The sequence below is a fragment of the Streptomyces venezuelae genome (genome assembly GCF_008642375.1).
Lineage (GTDB): Bacteria > Actinomycetota > Actinomycetes > Streptomycetales > Streptomycetaceae > Streptomyces > Streptomyces venezuelae_G.
The window spans coordinates 6181526-6200343 of record NZ_CP029194.1; the positions used below are offsets into that span (position 1 = coordinate 6181526).

Genomic DNA, 18818 nt, shown 5'->3' on the forward strand with positions numbered 1-18818 from the left:
GCTCGCCCGGCTCCTGAAAACCAGTCAGTACGACATGCCGACCGCGAGGGACCTTCTTGTGACGACGCAACCGACCCATGAGGAATCGGCAGACCGGAAGACCGGTGCCGGGCGAAGCTCCACCAGCGCCACCCCGCTCAGCCGCGCGATGGACACCATCAAGAAGCTGCGCGGAGAGCTCGAAGAGGCCCGTTCCGGGCAGAGCGGACCGCTCGCCGTCGTCGGCGTCGGACTCCGCCTGCCCGGCGGCATCGTCGACCTCGACGGCTACTGGGACGCCCTGTCCGAGGGCCGCGACCTGGTCGCCCCGATGCCCGAGCACCGCAAGGGCCCGTTCGCCGCGGAGTGGGACACCCTCCCGCGCCGGGGCGGCTACCTCGACGAGGTGCTGGAGTTCGACGCCGGGTTCTTCGGCATCAGCCCCCGCGAGGCCCGCAGCCTCGACCCCCAGCACCGCCTGCTCCTCGAAGTGGCCTGGGAGGCCCTGGAGGACGCGGCCTTCGCGCCGGAGTACCTCTCCGGCCTCCGGACCGGCCTGTACGTCGGCGTCACCGGCCAGGACTACCGCGACTGGCAGCCCGCCGGCCAGGAGGACGCCTACTGGCTCACCGGCAACGGCCACTGCTTCGCCGCCGGCCGGATCGCCTACACCATGGGCCTGATGGGCCCGGCCGTCGCCGTCGACACCGCCTGCTCGTCCTCGCTCACCGCCGTCCACCTGGCGGGGCAGGCGCTGCGCCGCGACGAGTGCGACGTCGCCATCGCCGCCGGCGTCAACCTCATCCTGTCGCCGCGCTCCACCCGCCTCATCCAGCAGACCAACTCCCTCTCCCCGGACGGTCTCTGCAAGACCTTCGACGCCCGCGCCAACGGCTTCACCCGCGGCGAGGGCTGCGGCGTCGTCGTCCTCAAGCGCCTCTCCGAGGCCCTGCGCGACGGCGACCGGGTGCACGCCGTGATCCGCGGCAGCGCCGTCAACCAGGACGGCCGCTCCACCGGCTTCACCGCCCCCAACGTCCGCGCCCAGATCTCCCTCATCCAGGCCGCGCTCGACGACGCCGGCCTGACGCCCGCCGCGATCGGCGCCCTGGAGGCCCACGGCACCGGCACGGCGCTCGGCGACCCGATCGAGGTCGAGGCGATCGTCGAGGCCCTCGGCCGCCGCGACGGCGGCGCGCCGCTGCGCATCGGCTCCGTCAAGACGAGCATCGGCCACCTGGAGGCCGCCTCAGGCATCGCCGGACTCATCAGGGGCGTCGCGTCCGTCAAGCGCCGCGCGGTCCCGCCCGTCGTCCACCTGGACACCCTCAACCCCCGCATCGACATCGCGGACACCGGCATCGAGTTCCCGCGCGCCGAGACCCCGTGGACCGGTGAGGACGGCGCGGGCGACTGCCTCGGCATCAGCTCGTTCGGCATGAGCGGCACGAACGCCCATGTGGTCCTCGGCCCGCTCACCGCCGAGGAGCTCGCCGACCGGCCCGCCCCCGCCGCGCCCGTGACCGGCTTCGAGATCACCGCCCGCAGCGAGGACTCCCTGCGCGCCTGGGGCGGCCGGCTCGCCGACCGCGCCGCCGACCTCACCGAGGAGGCCTACCCGGCTTTCGCGTACACCGTCACCGAGGGCCGCGCCCGCCACGCCGTCCGCGCCGTGATCACCGCCGAGGACCCGGCCGCCGCCGCCCGCGCCCTGCGCGCCCTCGCCGACGGCACCGACTCCGAGGCCGTACGCCTCGACGGCACGGCCCCTGCCGCCGCGCTCCCGCGCAGCGTCGCCGACCTGCCCGCCTACCCCTGGGAGCGGGTCCGGTACGCGCCGGAGACCGCCGCCCCGGCGACGCTCCGCACCGCCGACACCGCGTCCGCCACCGAGGCCGCGGGCACCGCCGCCCCGGCCGACGCCACGGAGCCGCTGCCCGCGCTCGGCGTCGAGTGGATCCCGTACACCCCGGCCGCGACCCCCGACCGCCCGCTCGTCGTGGCCGGTGACGACAGCGCCGCCGTCGCCCTCCTCGCCGAGGCCGCCCGCACCGCCGGCCGCACCGTCGCCGCCCTCGACACGCTCCCCGCCACCACCGAGGAGTGGACCCGGGCCCTGGACGGCGTCTCCGCCGACCTGCTGCTCGCGCTCGCCGCCGCCCCGCTGCCCGGCACGCTCGACGCCGACGCGCCCACCGCGCACGCCGCGGCCCTCTGCGCCGCCGCGACCACCGCCGTCCGCGCCGTCCCCGCCGGCACCGGCCGGGTCCACCTCGTCACCGCCGGCGTCCGCCAGGTGACCGGCTCCGACCCGATCGCCGCCACCGACCACGGCGTCCTGCACGGCCTCGCGCCGGTCCTCGCCCTGGAGTTCCCCGACACCTGGGGCGGGATCCTCGACCTGCCGGCCGCCCCGGCCGCCGCCGACGCCACGGCCGCCGTCACGGCGCTCGCCGACGGCTCCGCCGAGGACCTGATCGCCGTCCGCGCCGGCGCCGCCCACACCGCACGGCTGCGGCCCGCCGCCGCACCGCTGCGCCCGCTGCCCGTCCGCCCCGACGCCACGTACCTCCTCACCGGCGGACTCGGCGCCATCGGCACCGGACTCGTCCGCGACCTCGCCGCCCGCGGCGCCCGGCACCTCGTCCTCCTCGGCCGCCGGCCGCAGGACGAACTGCCCGCGGACGCCCGCGAGCTGCTCGCCGAACTCGCCGAGACCGGCGTCACGGCCGCCTACGTCCCCGCCGACACCGGCGACGCCGCCCGCCTCACCGAGGCCCTCGCCGTCCTGGACGGCATGCCGCCCGTCCGCGGAGTCGTGCACGCCGCCGGCAGCATCGACCGCCTGCCGCTCGCCGAGGCCGACGCGGACACCTTCGCCACCGCCCTCGCCGGCAAGTTCACCGGCGCCGCCTGGCTGCGCCTGCTCGCCGCCGACTGGCCCCTCGACTTCCTCGTCCACCTCTCCTCCGTCTCGGCGGTCTGGGGCACCGACGGCTACGGCGCATACGCCGCGGCCAACGGAGGCCTCGACGCCGTCGCCGCGCTCTGCGCCACCGAGGGCATCCCGGCGACCAGCGTCGCCTTCGGCCCCTGGAACCTCGACGGCATGGCGAGCCCCGAGGCCCGCGCGCTCCTCGCCCGCATGGGCGTCAGCCCCGTGGCCCCCGCCGAGGGCTTCGCCGGACTCGCCGGAAACGGCACGGGCGCACACACCGTCGCCTGCCGCCTGGACGCCGAGCGCTTCCGCACGGTCATGAACTCCGTACGCTCCAGGCCCCTCTTCGACGGCCTCACCGAAGCGGACACGGCCCCGGACACCGCGTCCGGCACCCCCGCGGAGACCCCGGCCGAGACCCCGGCCGCCGCCTTCGCCCGGGAACTCGCCGAGGCCCCCGAGCACCGCCGCGCCACCCTCGTCACCCGCCGCACCCGCGAGGTCCTCGCCGGGATCCTCGGCCACGACGACCCGGCCGCCCTGCCCGAGACCACCGGCTTCCTCGACCTCGGCCTCGACTCGATCATGGCCGTGGACGCGGCCGCCGCGCTCACCGAGACGCTCGGCGTCGACGTCGGCATCGGCGACGTCTTCGGCCACCCGACCGTCGAGCGCCTCTCCGCCGAGCTGACCGGCCGCCTCGCCGGCCGCACCACGGCCCCCGCGCCCCGCAAGGCCCCGGCCGCCGTCCGCCCCGTGCAGACCCCGGCCGTCACGCCGCAGCCGGCCGCTGAACAGCCCGCGTCCACCGACCAGGAGCCCATCGCCATCGTCGGCATGGCCGGCCGCTTCCCCGGCGCCGACTCCGTCGAGGAGTTCTGGTCCCTGCTCGACGAGGGCCGCGACGGCGTCGGACCCGTCCCCGCCGACCGCTGGGACACCGCCGCCCTCCACGACCCGGCCGGCGCCCGCCCCGGCTCCGTCTCCACCGACCAGGGCGGCTTCCTCAGCGACATCCGCCGCTTCGACGCCGCGTTCTTCGACGTCCCGGCCCGCGAGGCCGAGAGCCTCGACCCGCAGCAGCGGCTCCTCCTCGAAGCCGCCTGGCACGCCCTGGAGGACGCGGGCACCGACCCGAAGTCCCTCGCCGGCAGCCGGACCGGAGTCTTCGTCGGCATCTCCAACTCCGACTACGCCCGCGTCCTGGAGAGCGGCGGCCTCGAACCCCTCGACGCCTACTTCGCGACCGGCACCGCGCTGAACGCCGCCGCCGGCCGCCTCTCCTACTACCTCGGCGCCCAGGGCCCCGCCCTCGCCGTCGACACCGCCTGCTCGTCCTCCCTCGTCGCCCTGCACCTCGCGGTCCGCTCCCTGCGCTCCGGCGAGACCGACCGGGCCCTCACCGGCGGCGTCAACGTCATCGCCGCACCCTCCTGCTCGGTCGCCGTCAGCCGCGCCCACATGCTCGCCCCCGACGGCCGCTGCAAGACCTTCGACGCCTCCGCCGACGGCTTCGTCCGCGCCGAGGGCTGCGGAGTCCTCGTCCTGCGCCGCCTCTCCGACGCCCTGCGCGACGGCGAGCAGGTCCTCGCCGTCATCCACGGCAGCGCCGTCAACCAGGACGGAGCCTCCTCCGGCTTCACCGCCCCCAACGGCACCGCCCAGCGCCAGGTCATCCGGGCCGCGCTCGCCGACGCCGGCGTCGAAGGCGCCGAGATCGGCTACCTGGAGGCCCACGGCACCGGCACCTCGCTCGGCGACCCGATCGAACTCGAAGCCGCCTGGGACGTCTTCGGCCCCGGCCGCCGCCCCGGCGAGCCGCTGCTCATCGGCTCCGTCAAGAGCAACATCGGCCACTGCGAGTCCGCCTCCGGCATGGCCTCCGTCTTCAAGACGGTCCTCGCCCTGCGCAACGGCCGCATCCCCGGCGACCTGCACTTCGAGAACCCCAACCCGCACGTGCCGTGGCGCGACATGAACGTCCGCGTCGTCGACTCCCGCGCCACCTGGGCCCGCAGCGAGGTCCCGCGCCTGGCCGGCGTCTCCGGATTCGGCTTCTCCGGCACCAACGCCCACATCGTCATCGGCGAGGCCCCCGCCGTCGAGACGCAGCCCGTCCCGCCGCGCGACTCCGCCGACGGACTCCTCCTGCCCCTCTCCGCCCCCGACGCGGCCGGCCTCGACCGGCTCACCGAGCAGTGGCGGCGGACCCTGGAGGAGACCCCCGAGGAGGCGCTCGCCCAGCTCACCGCCACCGCCGGCGCCGGCCGCGCCCACCTCCCGGTGCGCCGCGCCGTGTTCGGCCGCGACCGCGAGCAGCTGCTCGCCGCACTCGCCTCGGCGACCCCGGCCTCCGGCCCGGCCAAGGCGCCCAGGGTGGCCTTCCTCTTCTCCGGCCAGGGCGCCCAGTACTTCGGCATGGGACGCGAACTGTACGAGACGGAGCCGGTGTTCAGCGCGGTCTTCGACGCCTGCGACCAGGCCCTCGCCCCGCACCTCGGCGACTCGCTCCTCAACCTGGTCTTCTACGGCGACGACCCGACCGTCGTCAACCAGACCCGCATCACCCAGCCCGCCCTCGTCGCCCTGGAACTGGCCCTGGCCGCCCTCTGGGAGTCCTGGGGCGTCAAGGCCGTGGCCGTCATGGGCCACAGCGTCGGCGAGATCGCCGCGGCCGTCCACGCCGGGGTGATGAGCCTCGACGACGGCATGACGCTGATCGCCCACCGAGCCCGGCTCATGCAGTCCACCGAACCCGGCGGGATGCTGTCCGTCCCGGAGGACCCGGAGACCGTCGCCGCCTGGGCCGCCGAGGCCGGAGTCGACGTCGCCGCCGTCAACGGACCGCAGTCCGTCGTCGTCGCCGGCCCCTCCGACCGGCTCGACGCCCTCGCCGAACGCCTGCGGAACCAGGGCGTTCGGTGCAGGCCGCTGACCGTCTCGCACGCCTTCCACTCCCGGCTGATGGACCCCGTCCTCGACGAGTTCCGGCAGACCCTCGCGGGCCTGGAGTTCGGCGCCCCGAAGCTCCCCGTCATCGCCAACGTCACCGGCACCGAGGCCGGGCCCGACACCTTCACCCCGGCCTACTTCGCCGACCACATCCGCAAGCCCGTCCGGTTCGTCGAAGGCGCCCGCGCACTCGGCACCCTCGACGTCGACGTCCTCCTGGAGATCGGCCCCGACCGCACCCTCGTCAACCTCGTCCGGGCCGCAGGACTCACCCCCGACGGCGGCTCCACCCCGTCGCTGCGCCGCGGCGGCCAGGACCGCGCCGTCCTGCTCGGCGCCGCCAAGACGCTCTACGAGCGCGGCCAGCGCCTCGACTGGGAGAAGATCACCGGCCGACGCACCGACCGGGCCGACGCCCCCCGCTACCCCTTCGCCGACACGGAGTACTGGACCACGGCGGGCAGCCGCGCCACCGGCACCGCCGCCTCCCCGGCCCTCCGCGCCGGCGCCGGCCGCCACTGGGGCGCCGAACTCCGCTCGCCCGGCCTCACCGGCCGCGCCTTCTCCTTCGAGCGCAGCTCCGACTTCCCCGCGTACCTCACCGACCACCGCCTCTACGGCACGGTCGTCACCCCGGCCGCGTCCCACCTCGCGACCGTCCTCTCCGCCCTCGGCAACGACGGCAGCCCCGTCGTCGTCCGCGACCTGATCTGCCCCCGGGCCCTGGTCATCAAGGACGGCGAGGAGTACGAGGCGCAGATCGTCGTCGACCGGCCTGCCGACGGAGCCGGCGCCGAACTCTCCGTACAGAGCCTCCTCGACCCCGAGCGCGGCGTCTGGCAGAAGCACATCGGCGGCCGCTACTCCGCCACCCCGGACGCCCACCGGCCGCCCGCCGAGAGCCGTACCGCCTTCATCGAGTCCAGCGACCGGCACCTGACCCGGACCGAGTTCTACGACTACTTCCGGGAGCTCGGCTACACCCTCGGCCCGTCCTTCCAGTGGATCGACGAGGTGTGGATCCGCGGCGACGAGGCCCTCGTCCGCTACACGATGCCCGCCCTGCCCGACGACCCGGCCGGCTACGAGCTCTACCCCGGCCTGATCGACTCCTGCTTCCAGAGCATCGCCGTCTTCCTCGTCGACGACGGAGCCGTCGAGGCCCCCTCGCTCGCCATCCCGTTCGCCGCGAAGGAGCTCTCCTTCCACGGCCGCCCGCTCACCGAGAACGGCGAGCTGTGGGGCCGGGTCCGCGTCCTGCGCGCCGAACCCCTCCCGAACGACCGGCTGCGCGTCGAGACCGCCGACCTCCACCTGTACGCCAGGGACACGGTCACCGGCGCCGAGCACAGCGTCTTCACCGCCGACCAGTTCCGCATCCGGCACGCCTCCCGCGCCGTCCTGGAGGCCAGCCTCCGCGGCGACGGCCTCGTCCACACCCTGGACTGGGCCCCGCTCCCCGAGACCCCGGAGGCCGGCGGCACGCTCGGCGTCCTGGTCCTCGCGGACGACGACGGAGCCCCCGAACTGCTCGCCGCGCTGACCGGCGCCGGACACCGGGCCCACGTCCACACCGGCGAACTGCCCGCCCACCCCGAGGCCGACCTCGTCCTCGACGCCCGCTGGGCCACCCCCGGCACCGGCGACGCGGGCGACGCCCTGCACGCGGCCCAGACCCTCGCCGCCGGCCTGCGCACCCTCCCGCAGACCCTGCCGTACCTCCTGGCCGTCGACGGCTCCGCCGGACGGGCGCCGCTCCGCGAGGCCCTCTTCGGCATGGCCACGGCCCTGGAGGCCGAGCAGGCCGACCGCCGCCTCACCCGGGTCCGGCTCGACGCCGCGCACTCGGCCGGGCGTCTCGCGAAGCTGGCGGGCGCACTGCCCACCGAGACCCGCCTCGCCCTGACCGAGGACGGCGTACGGGCCGCCCGGCTCGTCAAGGTCCCGGCCGAACCGGACGGCGACCGCCCCGCCGGCGGCGCCCTCCTCACCGGCGGACTCGGGGCCCTCGGCCTCGCCGTCGCCACCTCCCACGCCGCCCGCGGCGGCGACCGGATCACCCTCATGGCCCGGTCCGCCCCCGGCGAGACCGAGCAGGGCGTCATCGACGGACTGCGCGCCTCGGGCGTCCGCGTCACCGTCGTCCGCGGCGACGTCACCGACCCCGCCGACTGCGCCGCCGCCGTCGCCGCGGCCACGGCCGACGGACCGCTCGGCACCGTCTACCACCTGGCCGGCGTCAACGCCGACGCTGCCTTCGGCTCCCTCACCGACGCCTCGTACGAGAAGGTCTTCCACGCCAAGGCACGCGGCGCGGACGTCCTCGCCGAGGCGATCACCGGCCACGACCCGCAGGCCCTGGTGCTCTTCTCCTCGGTGTCGGCCGTGCTCGGCGCCGCGGGCCAGGCCAACTACGCCGCCGCCAACGGCTACCTCGACGGACTCGCCGAGCACCTCCGCGACCGGGGCATCCCCGCCGTCAGCGTCAACTGGGGCCCCTGGGTCCCGGAGGCCAAGGGCGGCATGGCGGCCGCGGCGGCCGTCGAACGAGCCGCCGGACGGCTCGGCATCCGCGCCCTGTCCGACGCGGACGCGGCCAACCCGCTCGCCTTCGCGACCGACGCCCCGCTGGCCCGCCTCGTCGTCGTCGGCCTCGACCCCGCCCGGTACGCCGAGCAGAACGCGGGCCACGCCCGCGCCGCCCTCGTCGCCGAACTCACCGGCCCCGCCCCGGCCGCGGAGCGCGCCGAGACCGGCCCCGCCGAACCCGCCGGCTGGATCACCGACCGGCTGCGCGCCACGGACGAGGAGGAGCGCGAGTACGAACTGCGCGCCGCCGTCCGCTCGCTCGTCGCACGGATGCTCGGCTCCGACGACGGACTCCCCGCCGACGGCTCCGCCGACGCCGAGGGCTTCAACGAGCTCGGCCTCGACTCCATCATGGCGATCGACCTGCGCACCGCCCTCGCCCACGCCATGGGCAAGGACCTCCCGGCCACCGTCGCCATCGACCACCCGAGCGTCCTGTCGATGAGCGAGTTCCTCCTGGCCGAGGACGCCGGCGCGCCGGCCGCCCTCGACGCCACCCCCGCACCGGCGACGACGCCGGTGTCCGCCCTGGTGCCCAGCACCGCCGACACCCCGCAGGCCGGGCCGTCGTCCGAGGAGCTCGACGAGCTCTCCCTCGACGATCTGCTCGCTGCCGTCCACGACGACCTCTCCCAGGAGCGGTGAGCAGGCGATGAAGGCGATACCGATACCGACATCCACCCCGTACACGGCGACGCACGCGAACGCAGGAGCAGAGTGATGGCGACCGGCCCCGACACCGCAGCACTGCGGCAGGTGATCCAGGACCAACTGAAGCTGTCCCGCCGTCTGAAGGACCGCGTGGCCGAGCTGGAGGCCCGCACCCACGCCCCCGTGGCCGTGGTCGGCACCGCGATGCGGCTGCCCGGCGGGATCGACACCCCCGAGGCGTACCGGACGTTCCTGTACGCCCCCGACCCCGACACCCGGGCCCTCGGCCCGATCCCCGAGGACCGCACCGGCCTGCGGTCCGTCTACCACCCGGAGCGCGGCAAGGAAGGCCACTCCTACGTGGACCGCGCCGGGTTCCTCGACGACATCGCCTCCTTCGACGCGGCGTTCTTCGGGATCTCGCAGCGCGAGGCCGAGACCATGGACCCGCAGCAGCGCATGCTGCTCGAAGTGGCCTGGGAGGCACTGGAGCGCGGCGGCATCGCCGCCCGCCGCCAGGACCGGCTGCCGATGGGCGTGTTCGTCGGCGTCATGGCCTCCGAATACGGCCGGAGGTTCGTCCACGACGGCGACTACACCCGCATCGACCCGTACCACAGCACCGGCGGCGGCCACTGCTTCGTCGCCGGCCGGATCAGCTACGCGCTCGGCCTCTCCGGCCCGGCGACCAGCGTCGACACCGCCTGCTCCTCCTCCCTGGTGGCGATCCACCAGGCGGTACGGGCGCTGCGCGGCGGCGAGTGCGACTACGCGCTCGCCGGCGGCGCCAACCTGATCCTCGGCCCCGACCTCATGGTCTCCCTGTGCCAGGGCGAGGCCCTCTCGCCCGGCGGCAGGTCCCGGAGCTTCCTCGCCGACGCCGACGGCTACGGCCGTGGCGAGGGCGTCGGCATGGTCGCCCTGATGCGGCTCGACGACGCCCTCGCGCAGGGCCACCCGGTCCTCGCGGTCGTCCGGGGCAGCGCCGTCAACCACGACGGGGCCTCCTCCGGCTTCACCGTGCCGAGCGGCCCCGCCCAGCAGGAGGTGATCCGCGCGGCCCTGGCCGACGCCCGGGTCGCCCCCGGCTCGGTCGGCTACATCGAGGCGCACGGCACCGGCACCGCCCTCGGCGACCCCATCGAGGTCGGCGCCCTGGACGCCGTCCTCGGCACCGGCGCGGGGGAGCGGCCGGCCCCCGTCGCCCTCGGCAGCGTCAAGGCGCGGATCGGGCACCTGGAGGCCGCGGCCGGCATCGCCGGCGTCCTGAAGCTGGTCCTCATGCTCGGCGACGGCACCGTCCCGGCGGGCGCCCAGCCCGGCGACGGACGGCTCAACCCGCTCATCCCCTGGGACCGGATCGCCCTCACCGTGCCCCGGGAGGCGGCGCCCTGGCCGGGCGCCCCCGAGGAGCGCACCGCCGGCATCAGCGCCTTCGGTCTCTCCGGGACCAACGCGCACGCCGTGCTCTCCTCCTACCGCCCGGCGCCCGCCGCCCCCGCCGACGTACCGGCGGACCACCCGGAGCTGCTCACCCTGTCCGCCAAGGACCCCCGGGCGCTCGCCGAGCTGTCCGGGCGGGTGCAGGAGGCGCTGACGGGACTCGACGCCGCCGGTGTCGCCTCCCTGTGCCACACCCTGCGCGCCGGCCGCGTCCACTTCGGCCACCGGCTGGCCGTCGTCGGCACCGACGCGGCCGCCCTCGCCGACGCGCTCGCCTCGGGGCAGGCGGACGGCGTGCGCTCCGCCGACCGCGTCATCCTGGAGACCGGCGCCGACACCGCCGCCCTGGACGGCGCGCTCACCGAACTGGCCCGCCACTTCCCCGGGCTCGGCGAGGCGACCGGCAAGGAGGGCACGCCCGCCGCCCGGCTGCGGGCCGTCCTGACGCTCCTCGGCATCAAGACGACCCTCGCCGGCGGCGACACGGCCGCCCCGGGCGCCCGGATCACGGCCGGCGGACAGGTCCTGACCCTCGTGGGCGACGCCCCCGAGGACGCGCCCCGCCTCCTCACCGAGGCGCTGGCCGCGCTCTACCGGGGCGGCGCGCCCCTGCGGCTCGACCGCCTCGGCGCGCCCGGCGCGGTCTTCACCGACGCGCCGACCTACCCCTTCCAGCGCAAGCGGTTCTGGATCGAGGAGACGGCCCCCGAGCCGTCGCACCCCGTGGCGGTCGCGGTCACCCCCACCCGTACCGTTCCGCTCGACCGGGCCGAGATCGGCGCCTATCTGACCACCGAGCTCGCCGCCGTGCTCAAGGCGGACTGCGGGCTCGACCCCGACGTGCCGTTCTGCGACGTCGGCGGCGACTCCTTCACCGCGATGCTCCTCACCAAGAGCGTCGAGCAGCAGTACGGGGTGGACCTGCCCACCCTCGACTGCCCGGTGGAGATGCCGGTCGCCGATCTCCTCGACCACCTCAGCGACCAGGTCTGCGTCGCCATGGGGGTGGACAAGTGACCGTCGGCAGAAGCCCGTTCCTACGGCCGAGACCGGTCGACGAACCGGCGGTCCGGCTGATCGGCTTCCACCACGCGGGCGGATCGGCGGCCGTCTACTACCCCTTCGTCCGCCATCTGCCCGCCGACTGGGACCTGCTCCTGCTCGACCTGCCCGGCCGCGGCCGGCGGGCGACCGCCCCCCAACTGGACGACATGGCGGAGGTGGTGGAGACCGTCGTCGCCGACGTCCTGCCGTGGGCGGACGCCGACGCGCCGTTCGCCCTCTTCGGCCACAGCATGGGGGCCGTGGTGGCCGTGGAGACCGCCAGGGCCCTGGAGGCCCTCGGCCGGTACCCGGTGTGGACCGGGGTGTCGGGGCGCGTCGCGCCCCGGCACCCCGGTGTCGGGGCCGTACCCCTGCACACCCTCGACGACGCCGCGCTGCTCGACGTGATGCTGGAGCTGGGCGGCATGCCCGAAGGGGTCACCGAGGCCCCCGACTTCCTCGACCGGTTCCTGCGGACCGTCCGCGCCGACCTGAAGGCCGTCGACAACTACCGCCCCGCACCGGGCCGTACGCCGCTGAGCACGCCCCTGACCGTGTTCGGCGGCACCCAGGACGCCTGGGCCCCCGCCTCCGCGATGCACATGTGGCGCCGCGAGACGGGGGCGAGGTTCTCCCAGAAGTTCTTCCCCGGAGGCCACTTCTACTTCCTGGACTCCGGCTTCCCGGCCCTCACGGACCAGGTGATCGGCCAGATCGAGACCTTCCTCGACCCGGCGGACGACGCACAGGTCGCCTAGGCCCCGCAACACAGCAGTCACACCACACACGTTCGAGAATTGAGGGAGCACGCGGATGCGCTGGGACAACCTGTACGTCGCCGGACTCGGGGCCTACCTTCCGGAGCAGGTGGAGACCGCCGCCGAGGCCATCGCCGCCGGCCGCTACGACGCGGAGGAGGCGGAGGCCAACGGCTTCCGCGCCGTCCGCGTGGCCCGCGCCGACGAGCCGGGACCGGTCCAGGCCGCGCACGCCGGACGCCAGGCGGTGGAGCGGGCCGGGATACCGCACGAGCAGTACGACATGGTTCTGCACGGCTGCATGGGCCACCAGGGCCAGGACTTCTGGACCCCCGTCAACTACGTCCAGAACGAGACCGTCGGCGGCAACGGCATCGCCGTCGAGATCCGGCAGGGCTCCAACGGCGGCCTCGCCGGCCTGGAGCTCGCCGCCTCGCACCTCGCGAGCCGCCCCTCGCCCGCCGCGGCGCTCGTCACCACCGGCGACGCCTTCCGGCTGCCGTACTTCGACCGCTGGGGCTCCGACAGCCAGCAGGCCTACGGCGACGGCGCCGGCGCCCTCGTCCTCTCCAACCAGGGCGGCTTCGCCCGCCTGAGGTCCACCGCGACCTACACGGACTCCTCCCTGGAGCCCATCTACCGCGGCACGCAGGGCTGGACGGACGGCCCGTTCCTCGACGGCAAGCCGGTCGACCTGCACACCCGCAAGGCCGACTACCTCCTCAAGGAGGAGGGCGCCTACGACCGCGCCATCCGGCAGATGACGAAGAACGCCTCCCAGGTGCTCCAGGAGGCGCTCGACGACGCGGACATCACGCTGTCCGACGCCCGGTTCTTCGTCCACGCGAACATCGCGAAGACGATCGTCCAGTTCTCGTTCTACTCGCTGCTCGGCGTGAAGCCCGAGACCACCACGTACGACTGGGGCCTGGACTACGGACACATGGGCGCCGGTGACCAGATCATCGGCATGAACCACGTGGCGGAGGCCAGGAACCCGCAGCCCGGCGACTTCCTCGTCACCATGGGCGTCGGCGTCGGCTTCATGTGGACCGTCGCCGTCCTGGAGTTCACCGGGACGCCCGCCTGGTGACCCCGTATCACGCCCCCGGGTACTGATTCCAGAGGAACCGCAGCCCCGCGTTGACCAGGAAGATCCCCGCGAACGCCGCCGCCCAGCCCTGCCTCCCCGAGGCGGCCAGGGCGGCGGCGCCGCTTCCGAACCACAGCACCTCCAGGAGCACCCGGCCACCGCCGTACACCGGGTACGTCGCCTTCGGCGAGCCGAACAGCGCCCACACCGCGATCAGGGCGGCCGGCGCGCCGATCGCGAGGAGCGTCTTCAGCCACAGCTTGTCCGTCGTGCTGAGCGCCCACATGATGGACGCGGCGTACACCGAGAGCTCCAGCAGGAACATGACCAGCATGTTGAAGGCCTTGAGGGACGAGAGCATGAGGGACTCCTAGAACGTGCGGGGCGGGGGGTTCCGCGCGGGTGGGCAGATCAGACCGTCAGATCGGTACGGGACGTGAGGCGGGTCAGCCGCGGGTCGGAGCTGAGGATCGCCCGCTGCAACTCCTGGAGCCGCGGCGAGGGATCCACCCCCAGCTCCTCCACGAGGCAGCCGCGCAGCGCGGTGAACGCCTCCAGCGCCCGCCACTGCTGACCCGACCGGTAGAGCGCCGTCATGTACAGGGCGCAGAGGTTCTCGTGCATCGGGTGGCGCGCGGTCAGCACCGCCAGCTCGCTCAGCAGCGCGTGGTGCCGGCCCAGCGCCAGATCGGCCTCGACCCGGGACTCCACGACACACAGGTGGCTCTCCTCGAGCCGGGTGACCTCCACGCCGAGCCGCAGCCCGTGGTGCACGTCGACCAGCGCCCGGCCGCGCCACACCGCGAGCGATTGCCGCAGCAGCCGGGAACCCGTCTCCCGGTCACCGAGGTCGAGCGCGCGCCGCCCGGCGGCCGCGAGCCGCTCGAAGGCGTGGACGTCGACCTCCTCCGGCGTGATGTCCAGGAGGTAGCCGCCGTACCGGGTGGCGAGGACGTCCTTCGCGCGCCGCGGCCCGTCCGGCGGCAGCGCCGCCTCGATCCGCTTGCGCAGCTGGAGGATGTACGTCTGCAGCGTGGTCTGCGCGCTCCGCGGCGGCTCCAGGTCCCACAGCTCCTCCATGAGCGTGGGCACCGGCACTATCTGGCCGGCCTGCAGGGCAAGCAGCGCGAGGATCTGGCGGGGCTTCCCCGCGGTCGGCAGGAGCGCGACCCCGTTCTCCGATGCCTCGAAGGACCCAAGGACCTTGATGTCCATGCAGCTTCACCCCTCCACTACTCGCCAGCCCTCATGGTGGTACCGAGTCTGCTCCGCCCGCCTGTCGGGGCGACAGTGCCCAGGTCACCGGCCTCCCATGAACTCCGAACGTGCCGATCCATGAGAAATGCACGGGCCCGGACGGGGGAGGAGCAGGGCCCGGCCGGGATCCGGGGCCGGAGCGCTGGACGCGAGTGCGAGTGCGGCTCAAGCGCCGCCGCCGACGATCTGTCCGTACCCGTGGGGGGAACAGGCCCGGCGGCACGCGTGAGGAGACGACATTGACCACGGTATCCAGCCCGGCGGTGCGTGAAACCAGGAAGTCTCCGCTGGAGACACTGCGCGCGCTGCGCGCCGACGGCACGCTCGCCGACAACTACCCGTCCGTCGCCCCCCTCCTCGCCGCCATGGTGTCCGGCGGGGCGGAATCCGACTTCCGGCGGGCCGGCAACCTCCTCGTCCAACTCGACCGGCAGGCAGTCCTCACGGCCCGCCCCGAGACCGAGACCGCGGTCGTCGCCCTCACCGGACACTCCACGATCGGGGGCGTACGAGCCCCGCTGACCGCCGAGTTCGCCCGCCACGGCGTCCTCGTCGAGAACCGGCTCGGCGACTTCGACGCCTACCTCCGCGACCTGTGCGACCCCACGAGCGCCCTGCACGCCCCGGACGTCGACCTCGCCCTGTGGATCCTCGACCCGCAGACCCTCACCGACGAGACGGGCACGCCCTGGCAGGCCGACGACCTCGTACGGACCGCCGAGCGCAAGCTCGCCCAGATCGAGCACCTCGCCACCGCCTTCACCCGGAACGCCACGGCCGCGCTCGTCCTCAACACCGTGCCGCTGCCCCGAAGCGTCACCCACCAGCTCATCGACCACGAGTCCCGCGCCCGTGCCGGCATCGCCTGGCGCGACTTCAACTGCGGACTCCTGCGCCTCGCCCTCGGAAACCCGCGGATCCACGTCGTCGACCTCGACCCGCTCGTCGCCGCCGGCGTCCCGCTCGACGAACCCCGCATGGCCGCCTACGCCAAGGCCAGCCTCGGCGACGACCTGCTCGCCGGCTACGCCCGGGAGGTCGCCCACCTCTCCCGCATGCTGCGCGGCCGGACGAAGAAGGTCCTCGTCGTCGACGCCGACAACACCCTCTGGGACGGGATCCTCGGCGACGACGGCCCGGACGGCATCGCCGCCGCCACCACCTTCCGAGGCGAGGCCTTCGGCTCCTTCCAGCGGGCCGTCCAGCAGATCGGATCCCAGGGCATCCTGCTCGCGATCAGCAGCAAGAACGACCACGAACCGGTCGTCCAGGTCCTCAAGGACCACCCCGACATGGTGCTCCGCGAGTGCGACTTCGCCCGCGTCAACGCCAACTGGCAGCCCAAGGACGACAATCTGCGGGACATCGCCGAGAGGCTCAACCTCGGCATCGACAGCTTCGTCTTCGCCGACGACTCGCCCTTCGAGTGCGGCCTCGTCGCCGACAGCCTCCCGCAGGTCGCCGTCGTCCGCCTCGACGAAGAGCCCGCCCTGCACATCGAGAAGCTGCTCGCCGACGGCTGGTTCGACACGGCCCGCCTCACCGACGAGGACCGGGCCCGGGCCGCCCTCTACCGCACCGAGAGCGAGCGCGCCGAACTCCAGGAGAACTCCGGCTCCCTGGAGGAGTACCTCCAGGGCCTCGGCGTCCGCGTCCGGCTCGCCGAGGCCACCGCAGGGGACATCGACCGCGTCGCGCAACTCTCCCTGCGCGCCAACCAGTTCAACCTCACCACGGTCCGCCTCGGCGTCGAGGACGTGACCGCGCGGGCCGGCGACCCCGGCCACCTCGTCCTCACGATCCGCTCGGGCGACCGATTCGGCGACAACGGCGTCGTCGGAGCCGTCTTCGCCCGCCGCACCGCCGACGGCACCGAACTCCACGTCGAGAACATGCTGCTCTCCTGCCGGGTCTTCGCCCGCGGCATCGAGCAGGCCACCGTCGCGAGCCTCCTCGCCCATGCCAGGGCCACCGGCACCCGCACGGTGCACGCGAGCTACCGGCCGACCGCCAAGAACAGGAACGTCCGGGACTTCTGGCCCTCCATGGGCTTCGCCACCACGTCGACGACGGACGACGGACCCCGCTTCCACCACGACCTGGCGGACCTCCCCACCGTCCCCGCTCACATCCTGCTCGACTCCTCCCTGGAAGGCACCGCGTCATGACCAAAGAGGACTTCATCCACCTGGTGCGCGACGAACTCGACCTGCCCCTCGGGGCCGACGACCTCTCCGCGGACTTCGACCACGTCGTGAGCTGGGACTCGATGCACATGCTGCGGCTCGTCTCCGCCGTCGAGCGCGAGACCGGCACCCGTGTCCCCGTCGGCAGGCTGCTCGCCGATCGCAGCCTCGCCGCCATATACGAGCGCGTCAGCGCCGCGTGACCCACTACGCGCCCGACCGCGCGATCCACTACGCGCCCGACCGCGCGATCCACCGCGCGACCGACCGCGCGACCCACTGCGTGACCCACCGCGTGAACCGTCGCGCGGACCGCCGAGGAACCAAGAAGAAACAGGAGAGAACATGAGTATCGACGCCCGGGAAACCGCTCGGGACACCCGGATCGCGTCACCCGAGGCGCCGGTCCGGCCGTCCCCCGTCACACCGAAGGCCCCGGCCGCAGGCAAGCGAGGACTGATCCTCGCCGTCGTCGCCGTCGCCCAGCTCGTCTGTGTGCTCGACTCGACCATCGCCAACGTGATGCTGCCCCAGCTCCGCGCCGACCTCGGTCTCAGCACCTCGGGTCTGCAGTGGGTGATGAACATCTACATCCTGCTCTTCGGCGGCCTGATGCTCCTCGGCGGCCGGCTCACCGACGTCTTCCCCCGCCGCACCATGCTCGTGACCGGCATCGGCCTGTTCACCCTCGGCTCCCTCGCCGCGGCCACCGCCGACAGCGGCGGCATGCTGCTGGCCGGCCGCGGCATCCAGGGCATCGGCGCCGCCGTGCTCTCCCCGGCCGCCCTCTCCATCCTCGTCACGACCTACCCGGAGCCGGGCGAGCGCGCCAAGGCCCTCGGCATCTGGGGCACCGTCATGGGCGTCGGCGCCAGCCTCGGCACCCTGCTCGGCGGCGCGATCACCGACATCAACTGGCGCTGGGCCTTCCTCATCAACCTCCCCATCGGCCTGCTGCTGATCGCCGCCGCGTACGCCTACGTCCCGAAGATCGCCCGCAGCGGCAGCCGCCCGCCGGCCGACGTCCTCGGCGGCACCACCGGCACCCTCGGCCTGCTCGCCCTGGTCTTCGGCATCGTCACCGCAGGCGAGGACGGCTGGACCGACCCGATCGCCGGCGCCGCGCTCGCCGCCGCCGCGGTCCTGCTCACCGTGTTCGTACGGGTGGAGAGCAAGGCCAAGGCGCCGCTGCTGCCCCTCGGCCTGCTGCGCCGCCGCTCCGTCGCCACCGGCACCATCGCCCAGCTGATCACCGCCGGCCTGATGCTGCCCTCCTTCTTCATGCTCCCGCAGTACATGCAGCTCGGCCTCGGCTACAGCCCGATGGAGGTCGGCCTCGCCTACATCCCGACCTGCCTCGCCATGCTCGTCGTCTCCGGCGCCGTACCGGTCCTCATCGCCAAGTTCGGCCCCCGCGTCCCGTACGTCATCGGCACGGTCCTGCTCGCCGTCATGCTGGTCCTGATGCTCGGCGCCGAGACCACCAGCAGCTACTGGGCGCTCCTGCTCCCCGTCACCGCCCTGCTCGGCGTCGGCCTGGTGCTGTGCGTGATGACCGCCCCGGTCGTCGGCACCGCGGACGCCTCGGACGCGGACGCCGGCACCACCTCGGCCGTCCTCAACGCCTCCTCCGAGATCGGCGGCGCCCTCGCCCTCGCGATCACCGCCACCGTCGTCGGCTCCCGCCTCACCGAGCTCACCGCCCAGGGTGTCGGCACCGCCCAGGCCTTCACCGAGGCGCTCCAGCGGGGCTTCCTGGTCATGTTCCTCTGGGTCGCCGCCAACGTGGTCATCGGCCTCTTCGGATTCGCCGGCCGCCCGGCGACCGAGGCCGCGCCGAAGTCCTGACCAGTGCCGCCGGGCGGACCCCCACCCGCCCGGCGGCCCCACCCTCCTCCGTACCCCGTCCCCACCGGGCCGAGGAGATC

Annotated in this window: 9 protein-coding genes; 7 read left to right on the forward strand and 2 right to left on the reverse strand. The window is 74.4% G+C overall.

Features of this window, described 5'->3' with window-relative positions; all coding sequences use genetic code 11:
• The first annotated feature begins 58 nt into the window (after window positions 1-58).
• From DEJ46_RS28340 to DEJ46_RS28355, 4 genes are all read left to right on the forward strand, one after another.
• Entirely contained in the window at window positions 59-9103 is a 9045-nt protein-coding gene (locus tag DEJ46_RS28340) for a type I polyketide synthase (RefSeq protein ID WP_190622941.1), read from the forward strand.
• Window positions 9104-9178: 75 nt separating this feature from the next.
• A complete protein-coding gene (locus DEJ46_RS28345) occupies window positions 9179-11569 on the forward strand; it encodes a type I polyketide synthase (protein WP_150270834.1) in 2391 nt (796 codons plus the stop codon).
• Window positions 11566-12354 carry a thioesterase II family protein gene (locus tag DEJ46_RS28350; protein ID WP_150270835.1) on the forward strand — a complete coding sequence of 263 codons (789 nt, stop codon included), beginning with the start codon at window positions 11566-11568 and terminating at the stop codon, window positions 12352-12354. Before DEJ46_RS28345 ends, DEJ46_RS28350 begins: the two co-directional genes overlap by 4 nt.
• Before the next feature lie 55 nt (window positions 12355-12409).
• A complete protein-coding gene (locus tag DEJ46_RS28355; protein WP_150270837.1) occupies window positions 12410-13447 on the forward strand; it encodes a ketoacyl-ACP synthase III family protein in 1038 nt (345 codons plus the stop codon).
• Between the two features lie 7 nt (window positions 13448-13454).
• On the opposite strand, the gene DEJ46_RS28360 is transcribed toward DEJ46_RS28355, so the two are convergent.
• Both DEJ46_RS28360 and DEJ46_RS28365 read right to left on the reverse strand, forming a co-directional pair.
• A complete protein-coding gene (locus tag DEJ46_RS28360) occupies window positions 13455-13808 on the reverse strand; it encodes a YrdB family protein (RefSeq protein WP_150270839.1) in 354 nt (117 codons plus the stop codon).
• Window positions 13809-13858: 50 nt separating this feature from the next.
• The gene (locus DEJ46_RS28365) at window positions 13859-14662 is read right to left on the reverse strand and encodes an AfsR/SARP family transcriptional regulator (protein ID WP_150270841.1); all 804 of its coding nucleotides are present in this window, start codon (window positions 14660-14662) and stop codon (window positions 13859-13861) included.
• Window positions 14663-14967: 305 nt separating this feature from the next.
• On the opposite strand from DEJ46_RS28365, the gene DEJ46_RS28370 reads away from it, so the two are divergent.
• The 3 genes from DEJ46_RS28370 (at window position 14968) to DEJ46_RS28380 (ending at window position 18738) form a co-directional block, all read left to right on the forward strand.
• Window positions 14968-16872, forward strand: a complete 1905-nt coding sequence (locus DEJ46_RS28370; RefSeq protein ID WP_223835161.1) for an HAD-IIIC family phosphatase — start codon at window positions 14968-14970, stop codon at window positions 16870-16872.
• Window positions 16869-17093, forward strand: coding sequence for an acyl carrier protein (locus DEJ46_RS28375; RefSeq protein ID WP_150270845.1), 225 nt, complete (start codon window positions 16869-16871; stop codon window positions 17091-17093). The genes DEJ46_RS28370 and DEJ46_RS28375 overlap by 4 nt, the downstream gene beginning before the upstream one ends.
• Window positions 17094-17235: 142 nt before the next feature.
• Window positions 17236-18738 carry an MFS transporter gene (locus DEJ46_RS28380; protein ID WP_150270846.1) on the forward strand — a complete coding sequence of 501 codons (1503 nt, stop codon included), beginning with the start codon at window positions 17236-17238 and terminating at the stop codon, window positions 18736-18738.
• The last annotated feature ends 80 nt before the right edge of the window (window positions 18739-18818 follow it).